At 64.4% G+C, this 25,474-nt stretch carries 22 protein-coding genes; 11 read left to right on the top strand and 11 right to left on the bottom strand.

Annotated elements, in window-relative coordinates; all coding sequences use genetic code 11:
* Positions 1 to 36: 36 nt before the first annotated feature.
* A complete protein-coding gene (locus ASF31_RS02345; RefSeq protein WP_055753133.1) occupies positions 37 to 3,120 on the bottom strand; it encodes a TonB-dependent receptor in 3,084 nt (1,027 codons plus the stop codon).
* A gap of 226 nt (positions 3,121 to 3,346) precedes the next feature.
* Entirely contained in the window at positions 3,347 to 4,858 is a 1,512-nt protein-coding gene (locus ASF31_RS02340) for a tryptophan halogenase family protein (RefSeq protein ID WP_082464972.1), read from the bottom strand.
* Between the two features lie 198 nt (positions 4,859 to 5,056).
* Between ASF31_RS02340 and ASF31_RS02335 the strand changes: the two genes are divergently transcribed.
* On the top strand, positions 5,057 to 5,998 hold the full coding sequence (locus ASF31_RS02335) for a histone deacetylase (protein WP_055753131.1): 942 nt from the start codon (positions 5,057 to 5,059) through the stop codon (positions 5,996 to 5,998).
* Positions 5,999 to 6,000: 2 nt separating this feature from the next.
* Positions 6,001 to 6,531, top strand: coding sequence for a 2'-5' RNA ligase family protein (locus ASF31_RS02330; protein WP_082464971.1), 531 nt, complete (start codon positions 6,001 to 6,003; stop codon positions 6,529 to 6,531).
* Positions 6,532 to 6,863: 332 nt separating this feature from the next.
* Here ASF31_RS02330 and ASF31_RS02325 read toward each other — a convergent pair whose 3' ends face one another.
* Positions 6,864 to 7,076 carry a hypothetical protein gene (locus tag ASF31_RS02325; protein ID WP_055753129.1) on the bottom strand — a complete coding sequence of 71 codons (213 nt, stop codon included), beginning with the start codon at positions 7,074 to 7,076 and terminating at the stop codon, positions 6,864 to 6,866.
* Between the two features lie 104 nt (positions 7,077 to 7,180).
* Entirely contained in the window at positions 7,181 to 7,717 is a 537-nt protein-coding gene (locus ASF31_RS02320) for an arylesterase (protein WP_235551221.1), read from the bottom strand.
* Between the two features lie 240 nt (positions 7,718 to 7,957).
* Between ASF31_RS02320 and ASF31_RS02315 the strand changes: the two genes are divergently transcribed.
* The 8 genes from ASF31_RS02315 (at position 7,958) to ASF31_RS02280 (ending at position 15,501) form a co-directional block, all read left to right on the top strand.
* A complete protein-coding gene (locus ASF31_RS02315) occupies positions 7,958 to 8,650 on the top strand; it encodes an ABC transporter ATP-binding protein (protein WP_055753128.1) in 693 nt (230 codons plus the stop codon).
* Positions 8,647 to 11,160: an ABC transporter permease gene (locus ASF31_RS02310; protein WP_055753127.1), complete on the top strand. Its 2,514-nt coding sequence runs from the start codon at positions 8,647 to 8,649 to the stop codon at positions 11,158 to 11,160. The genes ASF31_RS02315 and ASF31_RS02310 overlap by 4 nt, the downstream gene beginning before the upstream one ends.
* 348 nt (positions 11,161 to 11,508) lie before the next feature.
* The gene (locus ASF31_RS02305; protein ID WP_055753126.1) at positions 11,509 to 11,808 is read left to right on the top strand and encodes a DUF3489 domain-containing protein; all 300 of its coding nucleotides are present in this window, start codon (positions 11,509 to 11,511) and stop codon (positions 11,806 to 11,808) included.
* 39 nt (positions 11,809 to 11,847) lie between these two features.
* Positions 11,848 to 12,201, top strand: coding sequence for a recombinase family protein (locus tag ASF31_RS02300; protein WP_055753125.1), 354 nt, complete (start codon positions 11,848 to 11,850; stop codon positions 12,199 to 12,201).
* Positions 12,201 to 12,635, top strand: coding sequence for a hypothetical protein (locus tag ASF31_RS02295; protein ID WP_055753124.1), 435 nt, complete (start codon positions 12,201 to 12,203; stop codon positions 12,633 to 12,635). The genes ASF31_RS02300 and ASF31_RS02295 overlap by 1 nt, the downstream gene beginning before the upstream one ends.
* Positions 12,599 to 12,892 (top strand): hypothetical protein, encoded by a 294-nt coding sequence (locus tag ASF31_RS02290; protein ID WP_156355831.1) that lies wholly within the window; start codon positions 12,599 to 12,601, stop codon positions 12,890 to 12,892. Before ASF31_RS02295 ends, ASF31_RS02290 begins: the two co-directional genes overlap by 37 nt.
* Before the next feature lie 639 nt (positions 12,893 to 13,531).
* The gene (locus tag ASF31_RS02285; RefSeq protein ID WP_055753122.1) at positions 13,532 to 14,272 is read left to right on the top strand and encodes a hypothetical protein; all 741 of its coding nucleotides are present in this window, start codon (positions 13,532 to 13,534) and stop codon (positions 14,270 to 14,272) included.
* Positions 14,273 to 14,382: 110 nt separating this feature from the next.
* The gene (locus ASF31_RS02280) at positions 14,383 to 15,501 is read left to right on the top strand and encodes a Fic family protein (RefSeq protein WP_055753121.1); all 1,119 of its coding nucleotides are present in this window, start codon (positions 14,383 to 14,385) and stop codon (positions 15,499 to 15,501) included.
* 49 nt (positions 15,502 to 15,550) lie between these two features.
* Here ASF31_RS02280 and ASF31_RS02275 read toward each other — a convergent pair whose 3' ends face one another.
* From ASF31_RS02275 to ASF31_RS02245, 7 genes are all read right to left on the bottom strand, one after another.
* Complete coding sequence (locus ASF31_RS02275) at positions 15,551 to 16,186, bottom strand: bifunctional 2-polyprenyl-6-hydroxyphenol methylase/3-demethylubiquinol 3-O-methyltransferase UbiG (protein ID WP_055753120.1); 636 nt, start codon at positions 16,184 to 16,186, stop codon at positions 15,551 to 15,553.
* Positions 16,183 to 16,719: a hypothetical protein gene (locus ASF31_RS02270; RefSeq protein WP_055753119.1), complete on the bottom strand. Its 537-nt coding sequence runs from the start codon at positions 16,717 to 16,719 to the stop codon at positions 16,183 to 16,185. Before ASF31_RS02270 ends, ASF31_RS02275 begins: the two co-directional genes overlap by 4 nt.
* A gap of 109 nt (positions 16,720 to 16,828) precedes the next feature.
* Positions 16,829 to 17,752: a phospholipase D family protein gene (locus tag ASF31_RS02265; RefSeq protein ID WP_055753118.1), complete on the bottom strand. Its 924-nt coding sequence runs from the start codon at positions 17,750 to 17,752 to the stop codon at positions 16,829 to 16,831.
* Complete coding sequence (locus tag ASF31_RS02260; RefSeq protein WP_200918533.1) at positions 17,752 to 19,521, bottom strand: ATP-binding protein; 1,770 nt, start codon at positions 19,519 to 19,521, stop codon at positions 17,752 to 17,754. The genes ASF31_RS02265 and ASF31_RS02260 overlap by 1 nt, the downstream gene beginning before the upstream one ends.
* A gap of 55 nt (positions 19,522 to 19,576) precedes the next feature.
* A complete protein-coding gene (locus tag ASF31_RS02255; protein WP_200918532.1) occupies positions 19,577 to 21,112 on the bottom strand; it encodes a DEAD/DEAH box helicase in 1,536 nt (511 codons plus the stop codon).
* A gap of 225 nt (positions 21,113 to 21,337) precedes the next feature.
* Positions 21,338 to 22,171: a phosphoadenosine phosphosulfate reductase family protein gene (locus tag ASF31_RS02250; protein WP_055753116.1), complete on the bottom strand. Its 834-nt coding sequence runs from the start codon at positions 22,169 to 22,171 to the stop codon at positions 21,338 to 21,340.
* Positions 22,168 to 24,897: an ATP-binding protein gene (locus ASF31_RS02245; RefSeq protein ID WP_156355829.1), complete on the bottom strand. Its 2,730-nt coding sequence runs from the start codon at positions 24,895 to 24,897 to the stop codon at positions 22,168 to 22,170. Before ASF31_RS02245 ends, ASF31_RS02250 begins: the two co-directional genes overlap by 4 nt.
* Here ASF31_RS02245 and ASF31_RS14370 point away from each other — a divergent pair.
* Positions 24,877 to 25,449, top strand: coding sequence for a hypothetical protein (locus tag ASF31_RS14370; protein WP_156355828.1), 573 nt, complete (start codon positions 24,877 to 24,879; stop codon positions 25,447 to 25,449). The two genes, ASF31_RS02245 and ASF31_RS14370, sit on opposite strands and share 21 nt — an antisense overlap.
* The last annotated feature ends 25 nt before the right edge of the window (positions 25,450 to 25,474 follow it).

Below are 25,474 nucleotides of genomic sequence, written 5' to 3'. Positions count from 1 at the left end.
GATCGACGCCCCAAGTCTTCGCTCAGAGAAGAAGTCTTAGAAGGTGTAGCGCAGGCTGAACGTCACGCGACGGTCGCTGCGGAAGTAGGACCGCGGGGCCAGCGGGCCGGCCTGGTTCGCGCCGTTCAGGTTATAGGACGTCTGCTGCTGCGTGACGGTGACCTCGTCCAGCAGGTTGGCGCCATACAGACCGATCTTCCAGTTGTCGTTCAGAGTGTAGAAGATCGAACCGTCAAGCTGACCCGTCGAGTCGTTGAAGATCGGCGAGAACGGGTTCACGTCGTCGCGCGGCGTCAGCAGGAAGCCGTTGCGCCAGTTGTAGGCCAGACGCGCCGAAAGACGATCCCGCTCGTAGAAGACCGAGAAGTTGTAGGTGTGCTTCGAAAGCTGCTGCAACGGCAGTTCCAGACCCACATAGCGCGGCTCGGTCACGGCGTTGGGGAAGGTCGAAGGCTCGACGTAGGTGTAGTTCGCCTCGATACCCAGCCCGCTCCACAGGCCTGGCAGGAAGCTGTAGGTCTGCTGGTAGCCGACCTCAAAGCCCTTGATCCAGCCGGAGCCGATATTGACCTGCTGGTTGACCTGAACGTCGGTCGAGACGCCCTGCGCGTTGCTGAATTGCTGGACCGTCGAGCCGCTGGCCAGGATGTCCGACAGGTCCTTGTAGAAGGCGTTGAGGGTCAGCGAGCTTCCCGGCTTGAAATACCATTCCACGCCCAGGTCGTAGTTCCACGCGCGGACGCCCGTCAGCTGCGATCCGCCGGTGAAAGTGGTCAGCAGCGGGGCGGTGTTGACGTCGCCGCCATTGTCCCGGACCTGGTTCATGTCGGTGTAGAACAGGGTAGCGGCGAAGGCCGTCACGCCGAAGTCCGGGCGCGTCATGGCGCGCGACACGGCCCCGCGGAACACCCATTCCTTGTACTTCAGATTGACGTTCAGGCTGGGCAGCCAGTCGTCATAGCTGTTGCCGCGCTCGACCTCTTGGAAGCTGCCGTCGCTGAAGGCGACCAGCTGGTTCAGACGGTCGTTCGACAGCAGGCAATAGCCCGGCGCCGACTGCCCCGGCTGGATGGCCGAGCAACGGAACTGCGCAATCGCCGCCGCATTGGCCTGGGTCACCGGAATGTTCTGACCAGGGAAGCGCGGGTCGAAACCGTTCGCATCACCGAAGTTCTGCGCGATGTTGGGGCTGGAAATGAAGCCGCGCGTCTGGAAGTCGGTCTTGGCGTAGCGAACACCCAGGTTGCCGGTGACGGCGGTGTCTGGACCGAAGACATCATCCCAGCCGAAGTCGAACCGGACATAGGCCGATGTCGTTTGTTCGGCCGAGTTGTTGATATCGCCCGGCAAGAACGGCGTGCCGGCGATAGCGCCCGGACGCTGATCCAGCGGGCGCCAGGTCGAGCCCGAGCTGCTCGCTGCAGCCAAGGCCGCTTGCAGCGTGCCGTCCCGATAGGCCGCAATCAGATCGGCTGTCGGATAGAAGCCGTTCATCGGCGTCGGATTGTGACCGCGCTGGAAGTTGGGGAAGTCGTAGGCTTCGACAGCGAGCGGACCTGTGGTCTGGAACGGCGTGACGCCGCCGGCCCAGCTCTCTGAAATCGCACCCCAGTTATAGGCGGTATAGCGACGCGTCTGTTCGCGGTCCGAATAGCGCGCGCCCATGCGAATGGCGCGCAGCGGCGAGTTGTCGAAGTCGTATTTGATGTCCGCCTTGAACGCGGTCTGATCGCCGTCGGACTGCTCGATGTGGTCCATCGCCGAACGATAGTAGAAGTTCGACGGGTCGTTTGTGCTGGCCGAAGGCTGGCCCGACGCGTCCACGAACTGGATGTCCGGTACGCCGTGACGCCCTTCGCCGATCAAGGTGTAGAGCGGCGTGATGGCGCCATAGACGCTCATGTCCAGATCGTCGGCGTTGGCCTTGCTGTACTGCGCATCCAGCCAGATCGACAGGCGATCGGTCGGATGGAATTCGGCGGCTAGAGAGAAGTCTTCGGTCAGAGTTTGCAGATCGCGCTGACGCTTGGGCAGAACCTGTAGGTTCGGCGAATTGCTGACCAGCAAACCGCTCGTGAAGACGCCGTTGGAATCATAGGTGAACGACTGGCCCGGCAAGGGAGTCGGATTGCCGCCGCTGCCCAGATCGACCTCGACCACGCGCTCGCCCCAGGCCGAGGTCGAATCGGCGCGGATGTATTCGCCAGTCAGCTTGGCTCGGCCGTCGGTGGATTCCCACTGCAGCGAACCATCCAGGGTCGAACGCGAACGGTCAAACTGCTGGGTCCGCACCGCACCACCGCGCGGCACATAGCGGCGATCGTTGCCGTTCGACAGATCGGACCGGTAGGTGAAGTCGGTGAGGTGGCTGCCGTAAGCTTCGGAATACAGGTCGGATTCGCCATAGCTCAGCAGGGCGCCGAACGAACCGTACTGCGTGTCCCAGACGTTGCTGATCAGGGACGAGAAGCCCAGGCCCGGCTTTTCACGCAAATCGCCATAAGAGCCTTCCGCCGTCGCGCCGAAGACGAACTTGCGGCTGTCGAACGGCTTGCGGGTGCGCAGATCGACCACGCCGGCGATGCCGCCCTCGATCCGGTCGGCCGTCGCGTTCTTGAAGACCTGCACGCTGGACAGCAGTTCCGGCGACACGTCGTTGAAGCCCAGGGCGCGACCCGTGTTCACGCTGAAGGCGTCGCGGCCGTTGAACTCCGAGCGGACGTAGGACAGGCCGCGAATGATGACGTTGGAGCCTTCGACCGAGAAGTGGTCGGGGTCGGTCGGGCCCTGGAAGCGGTTGATATTCACGCCGGGGATGCGCTGCAGAACCTCGTTGACCGACTTGTCCGGCAGGGCGCCGATGTCGTCAGCGGTCACGGCATCGACGAAGGTGTCGGAGTCGCGCTTGATCGCCTGCGAGGATGCGATCCGCGCGCGGATGCCGGTGACGACGACGTCGTCCACCTGCGCCGCATCGTCCGTGGCCGGGGCAGTCGTCTGCGGCGCCGGCATCGATTGCGCGTGGGCGGCAGTTGCGCCGACGACGGCGACCGTCAACGCCAAGGCGGACGCGGAACGGCGCAGCCCGCGAGCGGCGGGCGCATAGCCGGCTTGGAACATCTTTGACTTCACTTCTGATCCCCCCGAGGACGGTTCAGCCCGTCGCAATCGTTTCGGCAGCCTTGATCGACCGTCCGCGAGCGTGTTGGACTACTGATTGACAGCGATGTCAACGCCTCTCGACAAGCTTGGCGCGTTTTTGATCAGCGGGTTCAGAAGCGGCGCGCGCCCACCATTGCGAAGGACGCCAGTCTGCTGACACGGCTTTCAGGCGGCAGGCCCGGTCTCAAAACGCCTTGCGATTCATCGTCGTCGCCAGAACATCTTCGTGCGTCGGCAGGGCGTCGGCCGTGCGCCAGATGCTGTCACGGATGGCCGACAGCCGACCCAGATTGGCGTCATGACCGATGACGTCGGAAATCGGGTGACGCCCGTGTGGTGTCAGTCCCTGCCCCACCGCGACCGCCAGCCAGCTTGATTCGGAAAAGATGTCATGGTCGCGCCTGACGATCCGACCCGTATCCTCGAACAGGGCGATCTTGGCCGCCAGCCGGTCCGGGATCGGCATGTCGCGCACCTGGCTCCAGAACGATCCCGCTCGCTGATTGACCTTGTAATGCAGGATCAGGAAGTCGCGGACCGTGACGAATTCCTCCTCCATCAGCACGTTGAACTCACGGCGAAGGCCGTCGCTGTTTTTGTGCGACGGAAACAGGGTGATCAGCTTGGTGATGGCGCTCTGGATCAGGTGAATGCTGGTCGATTCAAGCGGCTCGAGGAATCCGCTCGACAGTCCGACCGCCACGCAGTTGCGCTTCCAGCAATCCTTGCGCCTGCCCGTGGCGAACCGCAGGCGACGCGGCTCGGCCAGGGCCGTGCCCTCCAACCGCGACATCAGCGCGTCCTCGGCGGCCTGATGCGAGATGTGCGCCGAGGAATAGACGTAGCCGTTGCCGACCCGGTGTTGCAGCGGGATGCGCCACTGCCATCCGGCCTCGCGCGCCGTCGACCGCGTGTAAGGAGACAACGCCCCCTCCCGTTCGCATGGGACGGCGACAGCGCTGTCACACGGAAGCCAAGAACTCCAGTCCTCGTAGCCGGACGCCAACGCCTGCTCGATCAAAAGGCCGACGAAGCCGGTGCAATCGATGAAGAAGTCGCCTTCGACGACCCGCCCGTCGTCCAGCCTGACGCCCGCGATATCACCATCCGCCGCCTGCTGGACCTCGACCACCCGCCCTTCGCACCTGACGACCCCCAGCCCCTCCGCAAAGCGGCGCAGAAAGGCCGCATAGAGCGCCGCATCGAAATGATAGGCGTACCCCAGGCTGGACAGCGGCGACTGCGGCCCGCCCTGCGGATGAAAGAAACGGCCACGGCGCGCGGCCTGCCAGGCCATGGAATAGGTTTCCAACGGCTCCGCCCCGCCTTCGGCGCAGGCCTTCAGCCAGAAATGATGAAAGGCGATGCCTTCCATATCCAGCCCAAAGGCGCCGAAGGGATGGAAATAGCGCTCGCCCTCGCGTCGCCAGCCGTCGAACTCGATCCCCAGCTTGAAGGTGGCCTTGGTCTCGCGCAGGAAGTCCGCCTCGTCGATGCCCAAGCGCGCGTTGAACTTCAGGATTTCAGGGATCGTCGCCTCGCCGACGCCGATGATGCCGATCGCCTCGGATTCGACCAGGGTCACGATCTTGCCGGCGCCCTCGAACGCATGCGCCAGCGCCGCCGCCGCCATCCACCCCGCCGTCCCGCCGCCAACGACGACGATGCGATCGATGATTGGAGATGGGTCAGACACGTTGCGCCTCGTTCAAGATTGATAGCTCGATTGCATGATCGCCACTATCGTTACCCTAATTTCGTAGCCACTGCCGCGCGGAATGGATGAGCACGCAAAATACATAAGGCTATCCTTATGTGTTTCTGCAGAGAGCCTTCCGAGGGTCGGCAAACTAGATGCAGCGTCATCAATCCTAGTACGTTCTCTACGAAACCCATGTCCGTCCCAGGCCCCCTTCCCCCGATCGTCTATCACCCGGCCTACAGCGCCGCACTGCCCTCGGGTCATCGCTTTCCGATGCAGAAATATGCGCGCCTGGTCGAGGTGCTGAGAGAAGAGGGAATTATCGGACCGGAGGGGCTGTGGGAGCCCGAACCTGCGGATTTCTCGCTGCTCGCCGCCGTGCATGATCCCAACTATGTGCGCCAGGTGCTGGACGCCCGCGTTCCGCCGAAGGTCGAACGTGTCATCGGCCTGCCCATCACGCGAAGCGTCGTCGAACGCACGCAGGCCGCCGTCGGCGGCACGCTGACAGCCGCCCGTCTCGCCCTTCGCCACGGCCTCGCCTGCAACACGGCCGGCGGGAGCCATCATGCCGGCCCGATGGGCGGCGCCGGCTTCTGCGTCTTCAACGACATCGGCGTGGCCGCGAGAGCCTTGCTCGATAATGGCGAAGTCGGCCAGGTCCTGGTGGTCGATCTGGACGTCCATCAGGGCGATGGAACCGCCTTCATCTTCGAACACGAACCTCGCGTCTTCACCTTCTCCATGCATGGCGAGAAGAATTTTCCGGTGCGTAGGGGGCCCAGCGATCTAGATATCGACCTGCTCGACGGAACAGGCGACGAGGCCTATGTCGCCCGGCTCAAAGACGTTCTGCCCGACCTGCTTCAACGCGTTGCACCGGATCTCGTCTTCTACATCGCCGGCGTCGATCCGCACGAAAGCGACCGGCTGGGGCGACTGTCGCTGAGCGACGAGGGATTGGCTGAGCGCGACGCCTATGTGCTGGAAACCTGTCTGGCGGTCGCGCCGCTCGTCGGAGTCATCGGCGGTGGATATGACCACGACATTGATCGTCTGGCGCGCCGCCATGCGACGCTCCATCGCGCGGCCGCCCACGCCTGGCGGCGCGGCTTGGCCCGGCGGGAGGCTTGATCGTGGCAGATCAGCCGCCGCTCATCATCACCGCAGCCCTGGACGACGGCGCCTTCGACTGGTTCGACGGCTTGCGCCAGGCGCACTTTCCCCGCCACCGCAACTTCATCCCAGCTCATCTAACCCTGTTCCACGCGCTCCCTGGGGCGCAGGAAGACTTCGTGTTGGAGACGCTGAAGTCGGCGTGCCGGCGGCAGACGCCCATCCGCCTCGATGTACGCGGCCCGTGGTCCTTGGGGCGTGGCGTGGCCTACCGCCTGGCGTCCGCCGATCTGGACCGACTGCGTGGACAACTCGCGGACGCTTTTTCGCCCTCGCTGACCCGCCAAGATCAGGCCCCGTTCCGGCCGCACATCACGATCCAGAACAAGGTCGAGCCCGCAGACGCCAAAACACTGCTTGAGCAGCTTCAACTTGAGTTCGAACCTTTCGACATTCTGGCTGAAGGCCTGCTCGTCTGGCGCTACTTGGGCGGCCCGTGGGAAGCGGTCGATAAGATCACGTTCGAGGGCAAGTCGACCCTCGACGTCTGAAATGCACAAACAGTGCGTGTGGGAACTTTATAATAAGGGTTCTCAAAGGCAGTTGATTTACCGCCTCCCCTGCGTCCTGCTGTCGGCTCGGAACCAACACCAGGCTGTCATTCGCCAAGAGGGCCGCTTACCGCCGAATTCAGCCATCTGCGAAGGTCTTCGAGGTGGACTTCAGAGGGGCTCACTGAACGACGCTTTGGTTAAAAGGCCGTTCTTGAAGGCGATATCGATGCGCCTTGGCCGCACATTGACAGCGGCGCTGCCGGCCAGCAGCACGTTTTGATCTTCGGCATTTAGGCATGCGGTGCGGAGAAACTAGGATAGCGACGCGGTCACGGCCGCGCCCGGACTTCGAAATCGAGCGTCCAACGGCCCTCCCCGGCTCGGCGAAAATCGGCGATACGGGCGGCGATCTGACGATCCAGGCCGTCTAGCAGGGCGGTTCCGTTGGCGACCGAGGCCACTGTTGCATTGGTCTGCCAGAATGGACCGCTTTGGCCCTTTAGCGTGAAGCGCAGATGCACCGTGTCGTTGGATTTCGGCATAGGACGCTCAGACAGGAATTTTTCTCAAACAACAGTCAGCTCCGCCGCACAAAGCGATGAGCACTCGGGGGCGGCGCGAGCCCTTAACGTCGCCGCGTCCTCGACTACACAGACAGCGCTTTTTCGACGACCTGCGCCAAACCGTCTGCGATTATGCGCACCCCTTCAGCATTGGGATGGATGCCGTCGGGCTGGTTGTAACGGCGATCCAGAGCAACCCCTTCCAGCAGGAAGGGATAGGTCGGAACATCTTCCTTGCGCGCCAGGTCCGCGAAGATGCGGTCGAACTCGGCGGCGTAGGCGCCGTACTGAGGCGGGGCCTTCATCCCTGCGAGCAGGACGGGAATATCGCGCGCCTTCAGCGAGGCGATGATCGCCTCCAGATTGGATCGGACCGTTTTGGGATCCACGCCCTGGAGCATGTCATTGCCCCCCAGGGCGACGATGCACAGGTCGGTGTCGTCCTGGACGCTGTAGCCGACCCGGGCCAGTCCGCCGCCGGTCGTGTCGCCCGACACCCCGGCGCCGCGAACCCTCACCCTGAGCCCTTTTGCCCTCAACGCCTCTTCCAGGCGCACCGGCAGAGCCTCGGCCGAAGGCAGGCCGAAGCCGGCCGTGATGGAATCGCCCAAGAGGGTCACGATTTTTTCGGGTCCGTCCGAAGGTGCAGCCGTGGGTGAAGGCGAGACCGAGGGCTTAGCCGGCGCCTCTGACGTGTCCTCTTTCGAGGCGCTGCATCCGGCAAGGACGAGCCCCACCCCTCCGGTCAAGAGCGTGCGGCGGTGGATGGGCGGCATGGGCGAAGGGGGCTTTGGAGTCATGATCTGCACACCCATATAGGGACCGGCTTTCCTCCTCCCAATCCAGCAGGCGACATATCGATGGCTTCAGCCGCTCCGCTCGTCCTCGACGGCGTCGTCCTCACCTTGCCCTCGACCGCAGGCCCAGTGGAGATTCTTCGTGGCGTGGACCTGGTCGTAGCGCCAGGCGAGACGGTCGCCATCGTCGGCCCCTCCGGATCGGGCAAGTCGTCGCTGATCTCCATCGCCGCGGGGCTGGAAACCCCGACCCGGGGCCGGGCCATGCTGTTCGGTCAGGATATGGCCGCGCTGGGCGAGGACGGCCGCGCCCGTCTGCGTCGGGGGCGCGCCACCCTGGTGTTCCAGAGCTTCCACCTGCTGCCCAATATGACGGCCGAGGAGAATGTGTCCGCGCCGCTCGAGTTGGCCCATCGGCCTGATGCGGTCGCGCAGGCGAGCAACTGGCTGGAACGGGTCGGCCTCGGCGCCCGGCGGTCGCATTATCCTCATCAGATGTCCGGCGGCGAGCAGCAGCGCGTCGCCCTGGCCCGTGCCCTGGCTGTCGGGCCCGAACTGCTGTTCGCTGACGAACCGACCGGAAATCTGGACGGAACCAACGGCGCCCTGGTCGCCGACTTGCTGTTCGACCTCTTGCGCGACAGCGGCGCGGCCCTGGTCATGGTGACCCATGACGACCGTCTCGCCGCGCGCGCAGATCGGATCGTGACGATGCGCGACGGCCGGGTCGTCGCTTCGGCCTTGGCCTCTGCATGAAACTCGCCTTCCGCTTCGCCCGCCGCGAACTCCGTTCCGGAATTGCGGGGTTTCGAATCTTTCTGGCCTGTCTGGCGCTGGGCGTGGCGGCGATCGCCGCCTCCGGATCGACTGCGGAGGCCTTCCGCCAAGGATTGGCCAGCCAAGCGCGCGAGATTCTCGGCGGCGACGTCATCTTCAGCCTCGACCAGGGCCGGTTCAGCCCTGACCAACGCGCCGCCTTCTCCGCCCTGGGGCCCGTGGCCTATTCGGTGAGGGCCAACGGCATGGCCGAAACCGGAACCGGCCAGCGTCGTCTGGTCGATATGCGCGGGGTCGACGCCGCCTATCCCTTGGTCGGCGCGGTAAAACTGTCGCGCGCCCCTGATCTGGCTACGGCCTTGCGCGTCGAGAACGGCTTAGCGGGGGCCGTCGTCGAACAGGGCCTGCTGGACCGATTGAATCTCAAGCTCGGCGACACCTTCACCGTCGGCGGCGCGCGGTTCGTCGCCCGCGCCGTCCTGTTGGCCGAACCCGACCGACTTGGCCGGGGCTTTGCGCTAGGGCCGCGCGTGGTGACGACGATTCCCGCCGTCGAACAGGCCGGCCTGCTCGCGCCCGGCGGCCTGTTTGGCGATGCGGTGCGCATCGCCCTTCCCGCCGGCGTCGATCCCAAGGCCGCCATCGCTGGCATCGAAAAGCGGTTTCCGCAAAGTCGGCTTGAAGCGCGAGATCGGTCGGAGGCCGCCGCTGGCGCCGGACGGCTGATCGATCAGCTGGAGTATTTCCTGGGTTTCATCGGTCTGGCCTCCCTGGTGGCCGGCGGACTCGGCGTCGGGGGCGCCGTCTCGGCCTATCTGGAAGGCCGGAAGCCGTCGATCGCGACGCTGAAGGCGCTGGGTGCCGAGGGCGGGCTGATCCGCAATATCTATCTGATCCAGATCGGCGTGCTGGCCGCCGTCGGGGTCTTCATCGGGCTCGTGATCGGCGCCATCGTGCCGCTCGCCATCGGCGTGCTGGCGAAGGACAGCCTGCCCATCCCCGCCCTCTTCGCTGTCTATCCAGCGCCCTTGGCCAAGGCGGGCGCGTTCGGCCTTCTGGCGGCCGCGGCCTTCGCGCTCGCGCCATTAGCCCGCGCCCGCGCCACGCCGCCTTCCGCCTTGTTCCGTCGCCAGCTCACCGACCGACCCGTCCTCGGCGTCGAACTGGTCTTCGCTGTCCTGGCCGCGATCGGGCTGGCGGGCCTGGCTCTTTGGACTGCACCGTCGAAACTTGCTGCGGTCGCCTTGATCGCCGGCACGGTCGTCGCCTTCGCCCTTCTGTGGGCGCTCGGCCGTGCGGCGGCCTTCCTGGCCGGGCGTCTGAGACGACACGCCGGCGGTGCGGTGCGCCTGGGGCTGGCCAATCTCGCCGGCCCGCGCTCGGCGGCGCGCACCGCCTCCCCCGCCATCGGCCTGGGTGTCGCGCTTCTGGCCATGGTCGTCCTGATCCAGTCCAGCCTGCTGGGCCAGATCACCGAGGTCGCACCACGATCAGCCCCATCCGTCGTCTTCACGGAAATCCCCGCCGATCGCGGCGCCGCATTCGATGCGGCGGTGGCGAAGGTGATGGCGACGCCCGGATCGGATCGCTATCGGCGCCTTCCCCTCCTGACCGGGCGCATCGTGCGGTTGAAGGGCGCGCCGGTCGATGTGGACGCCCTGCCTCAAGGCGAACGCTGGGCCTTCGATCAGGATATTCTCCTGTCCGCCCTGGCCGGCGCGCCGGACGATGCGAATGTCGTGTCCGGCAAATGGTGGGCCGCCGACTATGCCGGTCCGCCGCAAATCGCCCTCTCGCGGGATCTGGCCAAGGCCGCCGATCTCAAGGTGGGCGACAGCCTGACCCTACAACTGCTGGGCCGCGAGATGGACGTCCGCATCGCCGCCCTTCGTCGGACCGAGCCGGGCGGGTTCGGGACCAACTTCCTGCTCGTCCTCAACGCCGCCGCTATCCAAGGCGCCAATCCGCGCAGCGTCGCCATCGCCCGCGCCTCGCCCGCCGAAGAACGCGCCCTGACCCAGGCGCTGGGCGCAGACTTCCGAGAGGTGAATATCATCAGCGTTCGCGAGCAGCTCGAGGCCGCCGCCACCCTGTTCGACCGCCTCGCCCTGGCCATTCGCGGGGCCGCGGCCGTCGCCGGTCTCGCGGGCCTGCTCGTTCTTATCGGAGCTATTGCGGCGGGCGTGCGCGAGCGGGCGCGCGAGGCCGCCGTCCTCAAGGTGCTGGGCGGCTCCCACGCCCAGATCCTGACCGCCTACCTCGTTGAATACAGCCTGGTCGGCACCATTGCCGGGCTCGCCGGCCTCCTTCTCGGCGCCGCCGGCGCCTGGCCAGTCGTGACCCTCGCCTTCAAGGCGACATGGAGCGTGGACTGGACCGGCGTCGTTCTTCTTCTCACCGGCGCCACGGGCGTCGCGGCTCTAGGCGGCGGTGTGGCGGCCCTGCACGCCCTTTCGCGACGCCCGGCTCCGGTTCTTCGGTCGGATTAACTAGAGCAACACCTCATGCATCGGAAAGCCGACGTATCAGGTCGTGACCAAGCCGCATCCAAAATGCCAGCCCGATTTCTGGCAATGCCGATTAGGTGCAAGGCGCCGTCTCTTAGTAAGTCTGCAATGCGCCATGAGCGGAATTCGCCTCGGTCTCTAGGCTCGGGTTGTGGGTTTGATCCCCTCGGCGTCCGCGCGGCACGGTCAGCACTGAGCTGATCTATCAAGCCGCGGGGAAGACAGCCAGCGAGCTCGGCTCGGTAGAAGGCGAACCGCCCCTGTTGAACCGAGGACACAATGACCAAAACCACTAGCCCCACAGTTGTGGCCGTGGACACAACACCACGCATGTCGAAGCTGGACCTGCTCTCCGGGCTGCTCAAAGCCTCCGACGGCGCGACCATGAAGCAGATGATGGACGCCACGGGCTGGCAGCCGCATTCGGTGCGCGGCGCCATGGCGGGCGCACTGCGCAAACGCGGGCTCAAGACCTCCATGGGCCGGCTGACGCTCAACGTCCTGCTGTCCTTCGCCCAGTTTGAGCGTGAGGTCACCGGCGAGCGCATGCGCGACAAGATCGCCGCCTCCAAAAAGAAGGGCCTTTGGATGGGAGGTCGGCCGGTGTTTGGCTACGATCCCGACGAATGAACGCTCACGATCAATCCTGCCGAGGCGGAGGTGCGATGGATGTTCGCCCGCTACCTCGAAATCAAATCCGTCAACACGCTGGTCGCCGAGCTGAAGGCGCGCGGCGTGCTCTCAAAGCGATGGATCAACCGAGCGGCTGAAGCCCAAGGCGGCGTGCCGCTCGTTCGCGGTGTGCTCTATCAGATGCTGCGCAACCCGATCTACGTCGGCGACATCCCTCATAGGGATGCCGTGTATCCACAGCAGCACCGTGGCATCATCGACCGAGAGACGTTGGAGGCCGCCCAGGCGCTCCTGGATTTGAGCGTGCGGCGTCGGCAGCCGGGCAAGGCCCGACCACCGCATCGCGGCGCGCCCCTCACTGGCCTGGTCTACGACAGCCCGGACATTTGATGTCGCCGGTCAGCGCCTCGCGAAAGGGTGGCGCAACCTATCGCTACTACGTCTCATGCGTGGCTCAGCGGGGCAGGCCTGACGAAGCCGGCGTTCACAAGCGCGTCCCCGCTCCCGTCATCGAGACTATGGTCCGCGAGGCGGTCGCCACGCTTCTCGCCAACGCCGCCGATAGTGAAGACTGGCTCAATGTGCGGGACATGATCGATCGTGTGGAGATCCACCGGCACGAGCTGGTGGTGCGACTGGACCAGACACGTTGCGACGCGAACGTCGTCACCAGCCACGGCAAGCTCAGGCTCGGCCAGCTAGAGCGCGACGGAGATGCTCCATTCTTGCGCCTGGCGCTTCGTTCAATCGCGGTGGCGGCATCGCCATGGTGGGTCCGGGCGGCGGCGTGGCCATCACCCGCCAGTCAATCGATCCAGCCTTAGGCTCCGCGCTTGTGCGAGCAGAGGCGTGGAAGCGGCGTTTGATCGGTGGCGACGGCGCGACGCTCGAAACGATTGCGGATGAGGAGAAGCTCAATCAATCCTATGCCTCGCGCATGCTTCGGGTGGCGTTCCTGGCGCCAGATCTGAAACAGGCGGTCCTCGATGGGACTGCGCCCGAGGCCCTCTCGCTCTACGCCATCATGCATCGCGGCCTGCCACTCGACTGGGATGAACAGCGAGCGATGTTCGCCGCCTGAGGCGCTTGGCGATCCCCGATCCGGTCGATTTCATTCCCTAATCCTAAAAAGACGCTCCCTGTTCGGGGCACTTATTTTCCCTGTTATCCCTTGCGGGAATTTGATGCTGCCATACCCAATGGAGCCCGACATGCCTGGCTCCAAGGCCGTTGTGGGGTCTGAGCCGAAGAAGTGATTCTGGCCGGATTTCCCTCTATTTCCCTGTAAACAGGGAACGGCCGAAAACGGACTGGCCGCTCGAAACTGAAGACTGGCGTCAGGTTGATGCGGTTTTGAGGAGGGCTAAAGGCGCGCAGAGACGCGCTCTGGGCAACGCCCAAGCGGTAACACGCCGGAACGTCGGGGGTGTTTCCTTGCTCTCGCAGACTTGCCGTTTAGGGAGTTCGGCGTGGCGGACAGAGAGGAAGTCATTTCTTCTCCTGAATACAATGCCTTGCTACGTCTAACGGGGTGCACGGCTCATATTGAAATCCCTAGGGATTTTACCCGTTTGGCTAACCCATCGGGACGCCTCTCGGACACGAAAAACCCCGCCAGCGTTGCAGCGCTTGGCGGGGTTCGAATGGGCTTGGCACAACACTCAAGGCCGCAGGGATTCTACCCCCTCCTCCGCCCGGCCGCAACGTCGGAGGCGCGCCTATGAGCCGCCGCCTCGATCCCGAAAACTTCGTCGCCGAGAAACTAGCCTGGCATCAGCGCATCGCCAGCGATCCCACGATCAGCCTCCAGGCCAAGGCCGTAGCCGGCTTCATCCTCCACGACCTGAACCCCTGCGAGGGCGGCGCCTGGCGCGGCCAGGAGAGCATGTCGACTAGCTTGGGCGTCAGCCCTCGCCAACTGCGACGTCTGCTCGACGAACTTCAGACCGCCGACTATCTGGAGGTTGAGGTCCGGAGGGGACGCGGCCGCACCAACATCTGCCGCGCGACCGTTCCCGACGAAGCGGCCGATGCGCCGCAAAACCGGTCATCGGCGGCCGATCAAACCCACGAAAAGCGGCCACAGGCGACCGCTCAAACGCCAGAAAAGCGGACATCAGGGACACGAAAACCGGTCACCGGTGACCGACAATACCTTTATGAACCCATTAGTAACTTTCGCGCCGCCGAAAGCCGACGACACGATGTCGGCGCAGGGACGCCGGCGCGGCTCCTTCCGTTCGCCCAGGCCGACATCCGCAAGGCGGTTGTCCAGATCGCGGGGGAAGGCGCGGCCGTAAGCTATCTGGATCACGCTCGATGGGAGCCCGACGAAAGGCGCATTCTCTGCAGCAGCGCCACGGCCTTTGCTCGACTTAAGGATCTCGTCGGTCGTCCGCTGGCGACGAGAGGCGTGTCCATCGCATTGCAGCCCTGTGAACCCCGGCAACTCGCGGCCTGATCGAGATTCATGCGGCGAATACAACCGGGATTTACCGCAAAATTTACGGTGATTACCACTTGCTCTTGCGGCGAATAGCCTACACATTCACCGCAGAAAGCGCGGCAAATATGACCTACATCCACGAACTGGCCGACTGGCCCAACCTGACCTGGGACGATAGCGCCCTCGCCCAACCGCTCGCCGCTGTCCGCCATCGCCAAGGCCGCCTGATCGGACGGATGGAGGCCTTGGGCTTTCCGCTACGCGAGGAAGCCGTCCTCCGCACCCTGATTGAGGACGTGCTGAAGTCCAGCGAGATCGAGGGCGAGATCCTGGACCGAGACCAGGTCCGCTCCTCCATCGCCCGCCGCTTAGGCATGGACGTTGTCGGCCTGGTCCCGGCGGATCGCAACGTCGAGGGCGTCGTCGAAATGATGCTCGACGCCACCCAGAACTATGCCGAGCCGCTCAGCGCCGACCGCCTGTTCGGCTGGCACGCCGCCCTTTTTCCGACGAGCCGCAGCGGCATGATCAAGATCACCGTCGGAGCCTGGCGCACCCCCGACGGCGACCCGATGCAAATCGTCTCCGGCCCGGTCGGCCGCGAACGCGTCCACTACGAGGCTCCGACCGCCGACCGATTGGACGCCGAAACGACGACTTTCCTGCGTTGGTTCAAAGCCGCCGCGCCCGACCCGGTGCTGAAGGCCGGCGTCGCCCACCTGTGGTTCGTTACCAACCACCCCTTTGACGACGGCAACGGCCGCATCGCCCGCGCCATCGCCGACCTCGCCCTGGCCCGAGCCGAAGGCACGGCCCAGCGCTTCTACAGCATGTCCGCCCAGATTCACGCCGAGCGGAAAGCCTACTACGAGGCGCTGGAGGCGACGCAGAAGGGCGGCCTGGATATCACTGCTTGGCTGCTGTGGTTCATCGCCTGCCTCGACCGCGCCTTCGACGGCGCCGAGACCATCCTCGCCAACGTCATGCGCAAAGCGCACTTCTGGGAGGCCCTGTCCGACCAGCCGCTGAACGAACGCCAGAGGAAGGTGCTGAACCGCCTGCTCGACGGGTTTGATGGAAAGCTCACCAACGCCAAATGGGCGGCGCTAGCGAAGACATCATCGGATACGGCGCTCCGGGACATAAGTGACTTGGTGCAGCGCGGCTTGCTGGAGAAAGACTCGGGCGGAGGGCGAAGCACGAGCTATTCGCTCACACTCGAACCTCGGATACGCGCAAAGTGAATGTAAGGAGGTTCAGCCATGGCGATGCTACGGTTGAGACCTCGAACTCTTACGAAGCTGCCTTGCGCGCGAACACATTGACCCAACCGGTTGGCGCGCCGAACGCGGCCTCTGCGACTTGTACGGTCGTCGAGACCTCGCTCCAGGCCTCAGGGTCGTCAAAAAGCGATCTCACGCGCTCTGGCGTCATGTCCGTATAGCGCCGGCCTCGTTCGTCGATCCGTTGGCCTTGCCCGAGTTTGAAATTCGCAAACAGCCACCCTCCGGGTTTGAGCACACGCTGTAGTCGTCGAACGCTATCTGGAAGGTCTGCTTCAAGGACGTGCAGAAGCGACGCGAACGCCCAGACGCCATCGTAGCGGGCCTTCGGGCCATCATAGGTCTCAAAACGCGAGAGCTCGGTTTGACGGCCGGTCAGCCGCGAGCTCAATCTCGCGAGCGCTTCTGACGCATCGAAGGCGTCGACGTCATAGCCGGCGCCGAGGAAGGCTAAAGTGTCACGCCCGGAGCCGCTTCCGGCGTCGAGGATCGCGCCGCCTGTGGGCAAACGCGCCAAGAAGCCGGCCTGAAGATCGAGGGGATTGCGGGCCAGGGTGTCGGCAGTATAGGCGGCCGCGGTGCGATCGTACCAGCCGACCGTGTCATCAACGGGCGTCGGCGCCGCCTTGAGAGCGCGTGCGGTCATTTGCGTCCGAGCCTCGGCAGGTAAACGTAACCCAGAAACAGGGCAACCACGGCCGCCAAACAACCAATCACGCCATTACGGACGGGTTGGCCGGTGGCGCTCCAGTAAAGAACCCAGGCGGCGACGAACGACAGAAGCGCCCCGCCCAGGATGAGGGTGCAGTACATGCCGATCATTGAGTAATCGCCCAGGAAAGGCACGCGCCCCCGGCCTGTCTTGGGCCACTCGGACGCAGCGTATGCACTGAGCGGCGTCTCGTACGCGCGCATCACATCGCGCACACGAATGGCGATCAGAACTAGCATGACGTTGCACATGCAAGCGAACATCATCAGGCAAAATCGCGCGAGGCTTTCGTAGCCTGGGCCTAGGGCCCCATAGCTCTTGATCACGACCGCGATGTACCAAAACCCCCCGGTCAGGGTCACCGCGAAGGGCGGGATACGGTTGAGCTGTTCATTCAGGGTTCGATACTGGGTGAACAGCTGCTCGAACACCACCTTGTCTTTGTCGGGATCGGGGGCCGTCGTCATCGAAATCCTGCCAAGCCGAAGTCGCGCGCGTGACTCGCAGAATCGCACATGGTCGAGCCTGCGAACAGGCCGCGTTTTCTAGGCGCGTCAACGCCGCTGCGAAACCGCTTCAAAGCGCGATGCGGCGCTTGCGAAGCATCTCGCCGGCGGGCACCCGTTCGTACTCGCCTGGGAAGAAGTGAATGAGCCAGTCCTTGGTCACGCCCCACAGATCTTCGGCGCTGAAGTCGTGGTGCTCCGGCAGGCCGCGTTCGATGATTTCGATTGCACTCTGATCGGTGAGGCCTTGGGCCGTCATGCGGTCGAGCTCGCGGATCCAGCGGACCTGGCGAAGCACGGCCGCCACGAAGGCGTTGAAGCCGGGGATGGAGAGGCCTCCGGGCGGGTTGATATAGGCGATGTCGTTCCGCGCATGCCTGAGCGCATTGCTGAGCATGTGATCGCCGATGCTATCGTCATAGACGCGTGCGAGCAGGTCGGGCCGTGGGCAGGTCGGCAGCCAAAACCCGGGCGTGAAGACCGTCTGGGCCATGTCGGCCCACTCCGCGCGCGGAGGCAGGAGGGCCTTGATGACGTCTGCCGCTTCGCGAACTGCCTTTTGAATGACACGGTCGGCTTGCAGCGAGGCGGCTTGAAGCTCGACTTCAAAGGCTTGAAGCGCGTCAGAGCCGGGATCCACGGCGACCAAAAGCTCCAGATTGGGAGCTGTCGACCATCCCAGCGCAGCGCCTGTGAGATTGGCTGACCCTACGAGGGCGCACGAACCCGTTCGGTAGTATTTGGCGTGAAGATGAGGACAGAGAAGAACCCGACCGCCCGCGCGCGCCGTCACAAGGTCGAGCACTTCGAGATCTGACACGCCTGCCGCCACTTCGTCCGGCCGCCACCGCGTTACGATGTCGACGGCCACATTCGTGGGCGTCTCGTCTAGAAGACGCTTCAGCGCGGCGGCCTTGATATAGGGCGCCACGAGCAGAAGCCGGTCTTCGGCCTCGCGACAAAGGGCCGACAAAGCGTCTCCCGGCTGGCTCATCAGTCGAGGTCCTCATCAACCTGCAAGAAGACCTTCGCCATCTGCCCCCAGTCCTGACGCATGCTCTTGAGGGCGTCCTTGCGATTGTTGGACATCTCCTCGATCTCCAGGCGCGCCCAGGCGGCAAAGAGCATCCTCAAAGTCTGCGAGGCGTCGTCGAGGCGCCGCAGAAGCGCGCCCTCCCCTTGCTCTTGCAGAAACTCAGGCGAGAGCACTTCGACGACCCGCTTGTAGGCCGGGTGGGAGCTATTGAAGACGATCTCGGTAATGCCGCCGGGTTTGCTCTCGACCTTGAAGAAGGCGTAGCTCTCCCAGTCCTCGACGAGGAACAGGACCTTGCGCTTGCGGTCTTGGGCCGTCTCAGCGATTTCACGCGCGATCTCGGGCTCATAGCGCTTCTTTTCCAGGTCGATGACGAGGGCTTCCTTGGCCGCGTCGTCGAGAGTTTCGCTGTCGGACTCGATGGGGCGGTTCTCAGACCGATCGTTGAAAGCGCGCGTGGCGCGATCGTCGGTCGTGGTCTGAGGGTGCCGGGAGGACTTTCCGCCCCGTGTACCCTTGGTCTGCGCCTCAAGGCGTTTACGCACCTCGGTCAGCTGCTCGCGGATATAGTTGGTGACGCTGATCAGGTGCCCGCGAGGATCGCCGTCCTCCCGCAGCCGTTCCTGGAAGGCGATGGAGGTCTCGCCCGCCTCCGCTTCATCGGTCCAGTCGAAGCTGGCCATTCTTGCGAAGTTCACAGCGGCCTGCTTGTTGTTGGTCACGCCGAAGATCTCGTCGAGCTCGGGCGGAAACTCCACCTCGACGCCCCACCAGCGCTCGACCGGGTCGTAGGAGTTGGTCCAATTGTCGTCCAGCTCGAGCTCGCGACGCGCCCGAACGACCGAAACGCCGAGATTCTTGGCGGCGTGTTTGCCGTAAAGCGTCCCCCCGCGATTGGTGCCGTCCTGACAGACGGTGTCGGGGCGGGCCCAAGAAATGCGCACGGTGACGGGATGGGTTTGGCCATCTTCGGCGGCGACATCAAACTGATGGTCCACCTCGCCCCAGCGCTGGAACATGGGGGTGTCGCCGTAAGGCGCGGGCGTGGAGGTCGGCGCCATCAAGTAGAGCGGATCGTTGGCCTTGGCCTTTTGATCGAAGACCGTATCGCCGTCTGAGATCGCGACGAGGTGGATGTCGACTTCGCCGGCGTCGATGAACCGGCGATAGATGCGCCCTACGAGGTTCTCCGTGTTGGCCAGCGTGCTGCGGGCCGACGACCAGGTGAGACGGTGCTCGTCGAACTGCGACCAGACGATGAGGGTGCCGCTGGGCCCAAGGATGTCGGAGCGATCCACCCACTCCTGGGGCAGTTCGGCATGGGTGGGGGCCGGTACGTCTTCGACCTGGCCTGCCTCGATCTCACTGACGTCGAGATAGGAATGGATGGCGTTTTCGACGCCGTTTTGCCAGCTCCAGACATCGAGCCGCCGGCACTGGGAGATGGAGGCGTTCGGCAGGCCCATGCCGAAGCGACCGATGCCGGACCGATCTTTGAGGCGCATGCCGTTGCCGAACTGCAGGGCCTTGTCGAGCGTCTCGGCGTCCATGCCGTCGCCGTTGTCGACGACGGCGATCTGGGCGATCCGCGCGCGTTGGTATTTCTTAGCGTCTGACGGTCGTTCTTCGACGCAGATCAGCTCGATTTCGCTCGCGTCGGCCTGGACCGCGTTGTCGATCAGTTCGGCGAGCGCATAGGCTGTGCTCTTATAGCCGCTGTCGCGCATGGCGGTGACCGCCAGATGCGTAGGGATGATCCGACTGCTTCCCCGTTCGCTCACGTCAGTCATTCCAGACATCCTCCCAGTTCTTGAATGCGTCGGCCACGTCGCCGAACCCCGGCAGATCAGGATCCACGACAGTGATGATTTCGGCCTCGTCGGCTCCGCCGGCGAGGCGACCCCGCGTCGCGCGTCCCACCATCTGGCTGTAGAGCACGAGGGAGCGGGTCGGGCGAGCGATCAAGGCGGCGCTGGTCTGCGGCGCGTCGAAGCCTGTGGTGAGCACACCGTAGTTGCACATCACGATCGGCAATGGCGAAGAGCCCTTATAGCGGCGGATGGCGCGTTCGCGGGCGCGTCGCTCCATCTCTCCGGTCACGATTAAAGCTTCATGGCCGCGCGCGGTGAGCACCGCCCTAACCAAATGGGCGTGGCGAACGCTCGCGGCGAATACGACGACGCGTCTATGTCGGGTGATCAGATCTTCGACGGCGCTGACGATCTTGAGGTTGCGTTGCTCGTCGTCGGCGAGGGCCTCGAGCATCTCCTCAGGCACATCAAGGGTGTCGGCGAGATCAGCCCGATCGAAGGCGCTGAGCTTGGGTCCGGCTTCGGTGTTCAAGGTCTTGAACTTCGGGCGCGCGAGATAGCCGTTGTCCATCAGATAGGCGACGGGATCGGGGTAGCCCTCCACTTCGAGGACGACCTTACGCCCTCCAAAGAAGGCGGACAGTTCGGCGTCAGCGTCAATGTCATCCCAGGACCGCCCGGGCGTCGCGGATAGGCCCAAGAGCCGCCCTTGCGGGTGTTTATGGGCCAGGGCGTCGATGACGGTTTTATAGGTCGGGGCGATCGCCTGGTGAGCTTCATCCACCACGGTCAGCGTCGTTCTATCGCCGAGCACCATGAGCTGGTTGGGATCCCGCCGGTAGGCGGCGTGCATCTTCTGGAAGCCGGCGACGAGAAAACCGTCGCGCAGATTGCCGAGATCGGGAGCCGCGGCGCCCCAATACCGGACCACTGTAACCGGCCGATCGCCGAGCTGGCTCCAGGCTGTCTGGAACTCTTCTGCAGCCTGATCGAGAAGCTCTGGGCTATTGGCGAGCCAGATGACAAGGGTTGGGCCGAACCGACGCAGGTGATCGCACACCAGATGAAGCGCCGTCCGCGTCTTGCCGGCGCCTGTCGGCATGTGCAGCAGAACGCGTCGCGGCTGTTGATGGAGCAGACGTTCCACTTTTAGAGCGGCTCGACGCTGGTGATCGAAGAGCGGATAGGCGGCGTCCACCCTATAGAGCGCAGGCGTCTGTCGGCCGAGCGCTTCGGGCTCTCGCCCCAAGCCAAAGAATGAAAAGAGCGGCCGCAGATCGTCGGCTTGAGCGAGCGCGCTCGACAGGCGACGCGCCAGCGAGACCATCGGATCGTGGGCGACGCCAAACTCGCTCGCCAATTCCTTGAGCTTCTCCAGGCTCAGAGTGTCGATGATCGGGTCGCGGGATTGCGCGGCTTGAAGCAGAGCGATGGGATCGCCCATCTCGCGCGCTATGGCGCGCAGGCTCGCCTCGCTGGAGAGCGCGTCGTCGAGCAGGCCGATCAAAGCTACCACTGGTTCGCCGACGACCGCCCGCGCCCAAGACAAGGGGGTCCGCTCGGCCGCTAAGGCGAAGGGGTAGCCTTTACCGCGATAGTCCGTCGTCGAACTCAAGTGTGGGCCGCACGGCCGAGGCGTTGGTCTGCCATCCTGTCACTCCCCCAAGCGTCCAGCGTGTCTAAGTTGTGAGCGACGAGAGGGCTTCCATGGCGGAATCCGTCGCGCTGCGCGTCACTTATGACAGGTTATGCAGAGCTTTCCAGCGGCGCCATAGACCTCATCCAAATCAATCGGCAGGTCGTCGGCTAGGACGTTGACGGGGCGTTTGGCTTTCAGTCGTTCAACCCGGCGTTGATATTCCTTGCGGATGGCCCCCACCCGCTCTTCGCGCCCAAGCTCCTCCAAGGTTTCGCCCTGGCTCCAGCTGAAGGGCGACCCATGCTCGATGGCCGTCTTTTCGTAAAGTTTGGCCTCCTCGAACGCATCGGGGTGCTCTTCACGCAACCGCACCCATTCGATCTTCTGCTGGTAGAAGCAGAAGGTGCAACCGCTTCGCGAGCGCCAGCGGTAGTAGTCGGGCAGACCGACGCCGGCGGCCTCAAGGATCTCGGTGACCCCCGCCTTGTCGATCCCGGCCTCGCGGAAGGGCAGGTGCACCTTCAGCGCCTCCTGCCCTGAGACGTAGCCTTCGCGGTAGTCTTCATCGGAGCGGATCGCGACATAGCTGTGCACACGCTTGCCGCACTGGACCATGGGTTTGACCCATTCCTCGAACGGCTTGATCTTCAGTTGTCGGGTGCACCAGCGCGTTTGCGGTGAAGGCAGGAAGTTCTTGTATTCCTTCAGCCAAAAATCAAAATCGTAGTCAGGGTTCAGGCGCAGGATCGGCTTGCCGAGGAAGCCTTCGAGGCGGCCGAGGAACTCATGGACCTCGGGCAGCTCCTTGCCGGTGTCGGTGAAGAAATAGGTGATGTCGAGCTCAGGCCGGGTCTGTCGCATATAAACCGCCAGCGCTGCGCTATCGCGCCCGCCGGAGACCCCGAGAACGTGGATTTCGTCGGTCACGACACAGGCTCCAGCTTCATGTGATCGCTCGACAGGTGAAGGCCGACTTGCGCCAAGGCGCCCAAGGCGATTGCGCTGGACTGCGCTTCCGCATCGAGCAGGGCTCGCAGTTTCAGGGCAAGCGCGTCGGCGTGGCGGCGTTCGTCTGCGTCCAGGTCAAGCTCTGGCGCCATGGGTGCGGGGAAGCTCGGATCGCTCATATAGATGGCGAAGGCGGTCCGCCCAGCGCCTCCTGCGGCGCCGCGATTGAAGGTTTCCGTCTTTAGGAACTGCTGAGCCAGCGCCGCCAGCTCGATCCTCGCAGCGTCAACGTCGCGATCCACCCATTCGCGCGATGGCTTTGAGGCCGCCAGGCTGGCAATCCCCTCCATGTCGTCGAGGGTCCCTCTAAAGGTCTCCAACCGGGTCGCAAGCGCATTGAGGCGATAGTTGCCGCTGGCCGACTTCAGGGCCGCCGCGCGCCGCTGCAGGGCCGATAGGTCCCCGCGCGGCTCCCGCACACGCAGTTCGCTGAACAGATGCGCCATCAGCCCGTCCAACATGGCGGGATAGGCCTCCCCTAGGGTCTTCCAGGCGCTGACGATATGGTCCGCGAGCTCGACGCCGTCGAGCGTGCGAGACGGCGGACTGAACACGGGTGGGGTTTCTTGGAAGAGGAATTGGTTCGGATCGTGGGATGATTTCGCCAGATTGCGGAACGCCAGAACCTCAGGGCTGAAGGTTTGGGTCCTGAGGGCCCAGTTGGGCAGACCGCGCACGTGGCGCACCAAGGTCTTGGCCACGTCCAGTGCGGTCGGCGCGACCGGCTCTCCCAGCTCGGAGAGACGACTAGAGAGCTCGGCGACCATGGTGACATGTGTTTCGCTCATGTCGATCCAACGGAAGGCGATCGCATCGGCCTCCTGCATCAGGCGATCCACGAGGAAGGTGTCGACCTGAGGTCTGAAAACATTGTCCAGATAGACCGCCGCCCGCTCCTGTAGGCTGAGCAGGAAGGCCACCGCCAAGATCGGCATCAAGCCGTCGCGAACCCCGAAGGGCGGCGCGCGCCACAGGGCATATAGATCCGATACAGGCATCGGCTTGTCGCTGTGGCGAATGGCAGCCTCGGCGGCGTCGAAGAGAGGATTGAGGTTGGCAGGGTCGGTGCGATCCGGCCCTCCAAACACCCACCGATCGCCTTCCAATCGGTAGAGGCCTGCCGCTTCGATGAGACTGACGAATAGGCCCGCTTCCGGAGGATAGGCTTCGATGCCGAGCCGCGCCTCGCCCCTCGCCTCGACCATGGCCCGCAGCAGGGCGCGGGTGGCCGCGACGGCGTTGGACGAGGGTTTGGTGCGGTTGACCAGTTCGTTACGCAGGCGGGGCGACGACGGATAGCGCCAATCCGCCAGGTCTGAGGCCATCACGCTGAGCCCAGCCAAACCGGCTAGGCCGGCCGTCGAAAGCCCCTTGGGCGCGCCGTTCGGGGAGGCCCAGTCAGTGACATCCAAGGCGACGCTCAGCCGGTCTTCGAGGTCAGCAGACAAGCGAGCGATCTGGGCGTCGACTTCGCGGCGGCCGACGGCGTCGCCTAGAAGCTCGGCGCGGTGCGCCCTCACCTGCTCCAGCGCGGCAAGGTCGAGCGCCATGTCGCGGACACGGAAACTGTCGCGGGTCCAGCCGGCAACGACAACGGCGTCGCCTCCTACAGTGGCGGCCGCTCGGGTGATGACCTTGGCCTGGCGCTCGCTCTCGCCCTGCCCGCTTACGAGCAGCAGAAAGAGACCGGCCGACCCGGGCGCCGGCTTATAGGCACGAACGCGATCTTGCGCCTCGTGCAGCGGCGCGAGGTCCACCTCAAACCAGCGCAATGCGCCTGTGGACTCATAGTGCCGCTTGGCTAGGACAGGTTGGAGCCCCGCCTGTTTGGCGAGCCGGCGATAATCTACGGCGACCCCAGCTTGGCGCGCTTCGGCCACGGCGGAGTCGATATCGAAATCGCTGCCGGCATAGAGGGCGAAGGCCCCGATGTGACGCCGGAACACCGTGACGGACCATTTGGTCAGATCAGCCAGGATTTCGCCCAGCCCCTCGGGCTCGGGCATGGCGGAAGCGAGGACGGCTTCCGTTGCAGACAGACCGGAGCGGTCTTTGAACAGATCCAGCAGCGCCAGGGTCTTTAAAACCAGAAGATGGTCGCCGCCCCCGCCGCGGGCCTCGCAGCGCTCAACGGCGTCGAGCGCGGTGGACCAGCGATGGCCGTCGGGCGAAGCGAGGATCGCGGGCTCTAGGTTGGCGCGCAGATAGTCCCACAGCTGGTCCGGCCCATAGACCTGCCCGACCATGGCGGGGTCGCGCAGATGCGACTGCAGACCGTAGGGTTCCGCCGAGGTCAAGAAGCCGAAAATACTGCGCTGGCTCTGGCCGAACCGGCGTCGCGAGATCGAACCCAGAAGGACCGCGACCAGCGGATGCAAAGGCCAACAGGCCGCAAGCGCGGCGGCCAGGCCTTCACTGGCGAGACCGCCGCGCATCGCGGCCGCGATGGTTATGGCGGCCCGACTGGGCGCGCTCGGCTTTTCGCCTTCAATCGCTTGAGCGATGAGCAGGACCTGCTCTTCGCCGGCTAGGCTGACGGGAAGGTCGACATAGCGGCCGTGGATCTTGGCCCATTCGTCGCGCGCTTCGCGCGATAGACGATTGGCGTATTCGTCGAAGGCCTGGTGCAGGATGCCGACGACCATGAGGCGGCCGTCAGAACGCGCGCTAATCTCTGCGAGATCTTGGAATACGTGAACGTCGGCGTTTTCCTGAGCGACGAGCTCGAGGAACTTGCCCATCTCGTCGATGATCAGCGCAAGGCCTCGACCGGGATTGGCGTCGAGCGTCTCGCGCAGCCAATCGCCGAAAGAGACGCCAGGGCGCCGTTGCGGCGTCTTCCAGCCTTTTGCGCTCGATATGGCCTCAACAACGACAGCTTCGGGGTCGGCCCGGCGGCCGACGATTGGCACGATGATCCAGCGACTGACGCCGCTGAAGGCGTCAAAGAGGGGCTCGCGAACATTGTCGCCGAGACCGTCGAAGAGCGTGGAGGCTTTCGGGTCGCGGAGGAGGGCGGCGAGGGCGACGGCCAAACTCGACTTGCCGCTACCGTAAGGACCCGTCCAGGTGAACGCGGCATGTCCGGTCTCAGAGCGGTGCCGCGCCATGGCGATGAGCGCATCGGCGGCCGAGCGTGTCGCGATGAAGCCTTTGAGAGCCTCAGGATCGTTCAGATCCGCATCAACGCGAATTGAGCGGGTGAACCGCCGCGCCACATTC

This window comes from Brevundimonas sp. Leaf280, assembly GCF_001422455.1.
Lineage (GTDB): Bacteria > Pseudomonadota > Alphaproteobacteria > Caulobacterales > Caulobacteraceae > Brevundimonas.
This window is presented reverse-complemented; position numbering and strand designations above follow the sequence as displayed.

Excerpts from the sequence above, each read along its gene's own strand:
- ASF31_RS02345 (WP_055753133.1), bottom strand. The coding sequence starts at position 3,120 with ATGTTCCAAGCCGGCTATGCGCCCGCCGCTCGCGGGCTGCGCCGTTCC.
- ASF31_RS02335 (WP_055753131.1), top strand. The coding sequence starts at position 5,057 with ATGTCCGTCCCAGGCCCCCTTCCCCCGATCGTCTATCACCCGGCCTAC.
- ASF31_RS02325 (WP_055753129.1), bottom strand. The coding sequence starts at position 7,076 with ATGCCGAAATCCAACGACACGGTGCATCTGCGCTTCACGCTAAAGGGC.
- ASF31_RS02315 (WP_055753128.1), top strand. The coding sequence starts at position 7,958 with ATGGCTTCAGCCGCTCCGCTCGTCCTCGACGGCGTCGTCCTCACCTTG.
- ASF31_RS02310 (WP_055753127.1), top strand. The coding sequence starts at position 8,647 with ATGAAACTCGCCTTCCGCTTCGCCCGCCGCGAACTCCGTTCCGGAATT.
- ASF31_RS02305 (WP_055753126.1), top strand. The coding sequence starts at position 11,509 with ATGTCGAAGCTGGACCTGCTCTCCGGGCTGCTCAAAGCCTCCGACGGC.
- ASF31_RS02300 (WP_055753125.1), top strand. The coding sequence starts at position 11,848 with ATGTTCGCCCGCTACCTCGAAATCAAATCCGTCAACACGCTGGTCGCC.
- ASF31_RS02295 (WP_055753124.1), top strand. The coding sequence starts at position 12,201 with ATGTCGCCGGTCAGCGCCTCGCGAAAGGGTGGCGCAACCTATCGCTAC.
- ASF31_RS02285 (WP_055753122.1), top strand. The coding sequence starts at position 13,532 with ATGAGCCGCCGCCTCGATCCCGAAAACTTCGTCGCCGAGAAACTAGCC.
- ASF31_RS02280 (WP_055753121.1), top strand. The coding sequence starts at position 14,383 with ATGACCTACATCCACGAACTGGCCGACTGGCCCAACCTGACCTGGGAC.
- ASF31_RS02275 (WP_055753120.1), bottom strand. The coding sequence starts at position 16,186 with ATGACCGCACGCGCTCTCAAGGCGGCGCCGACGCCCGTTGATGACACG.
- ASF31_RS02270 (WP_055753119.1), bottom strand. The coding sequence starts at position 16,719 with ATGACGACGGCCCCCGATCCCGACAAAGACAAGGTGGTGTTCGAGCAG.
- ASF31_RS02265 (WP_055753118.1), bottom strand. The coding sequence starts at position 17,752 with ATGAGCCAGCCGGGAGACGCTTTGTCGGCCCTTTGTCGCGAGGCCGAA.
- ASF31_RS02260 (WP_200918533.1), bottom strand. The coding sequence starts at position 19,521 with ATGCGCGACAGCGGCTATAAGAGCACAGCCTATGCGCTCGCCGAACTG.
- ASF31_RS02245 (WP_156355829.1), bottom strand. The coding sequence starts at position 24,897 with ATGGTCGTCGGCATCCTGCACCAGGCCTTCGACGAATACGCCAATCGT.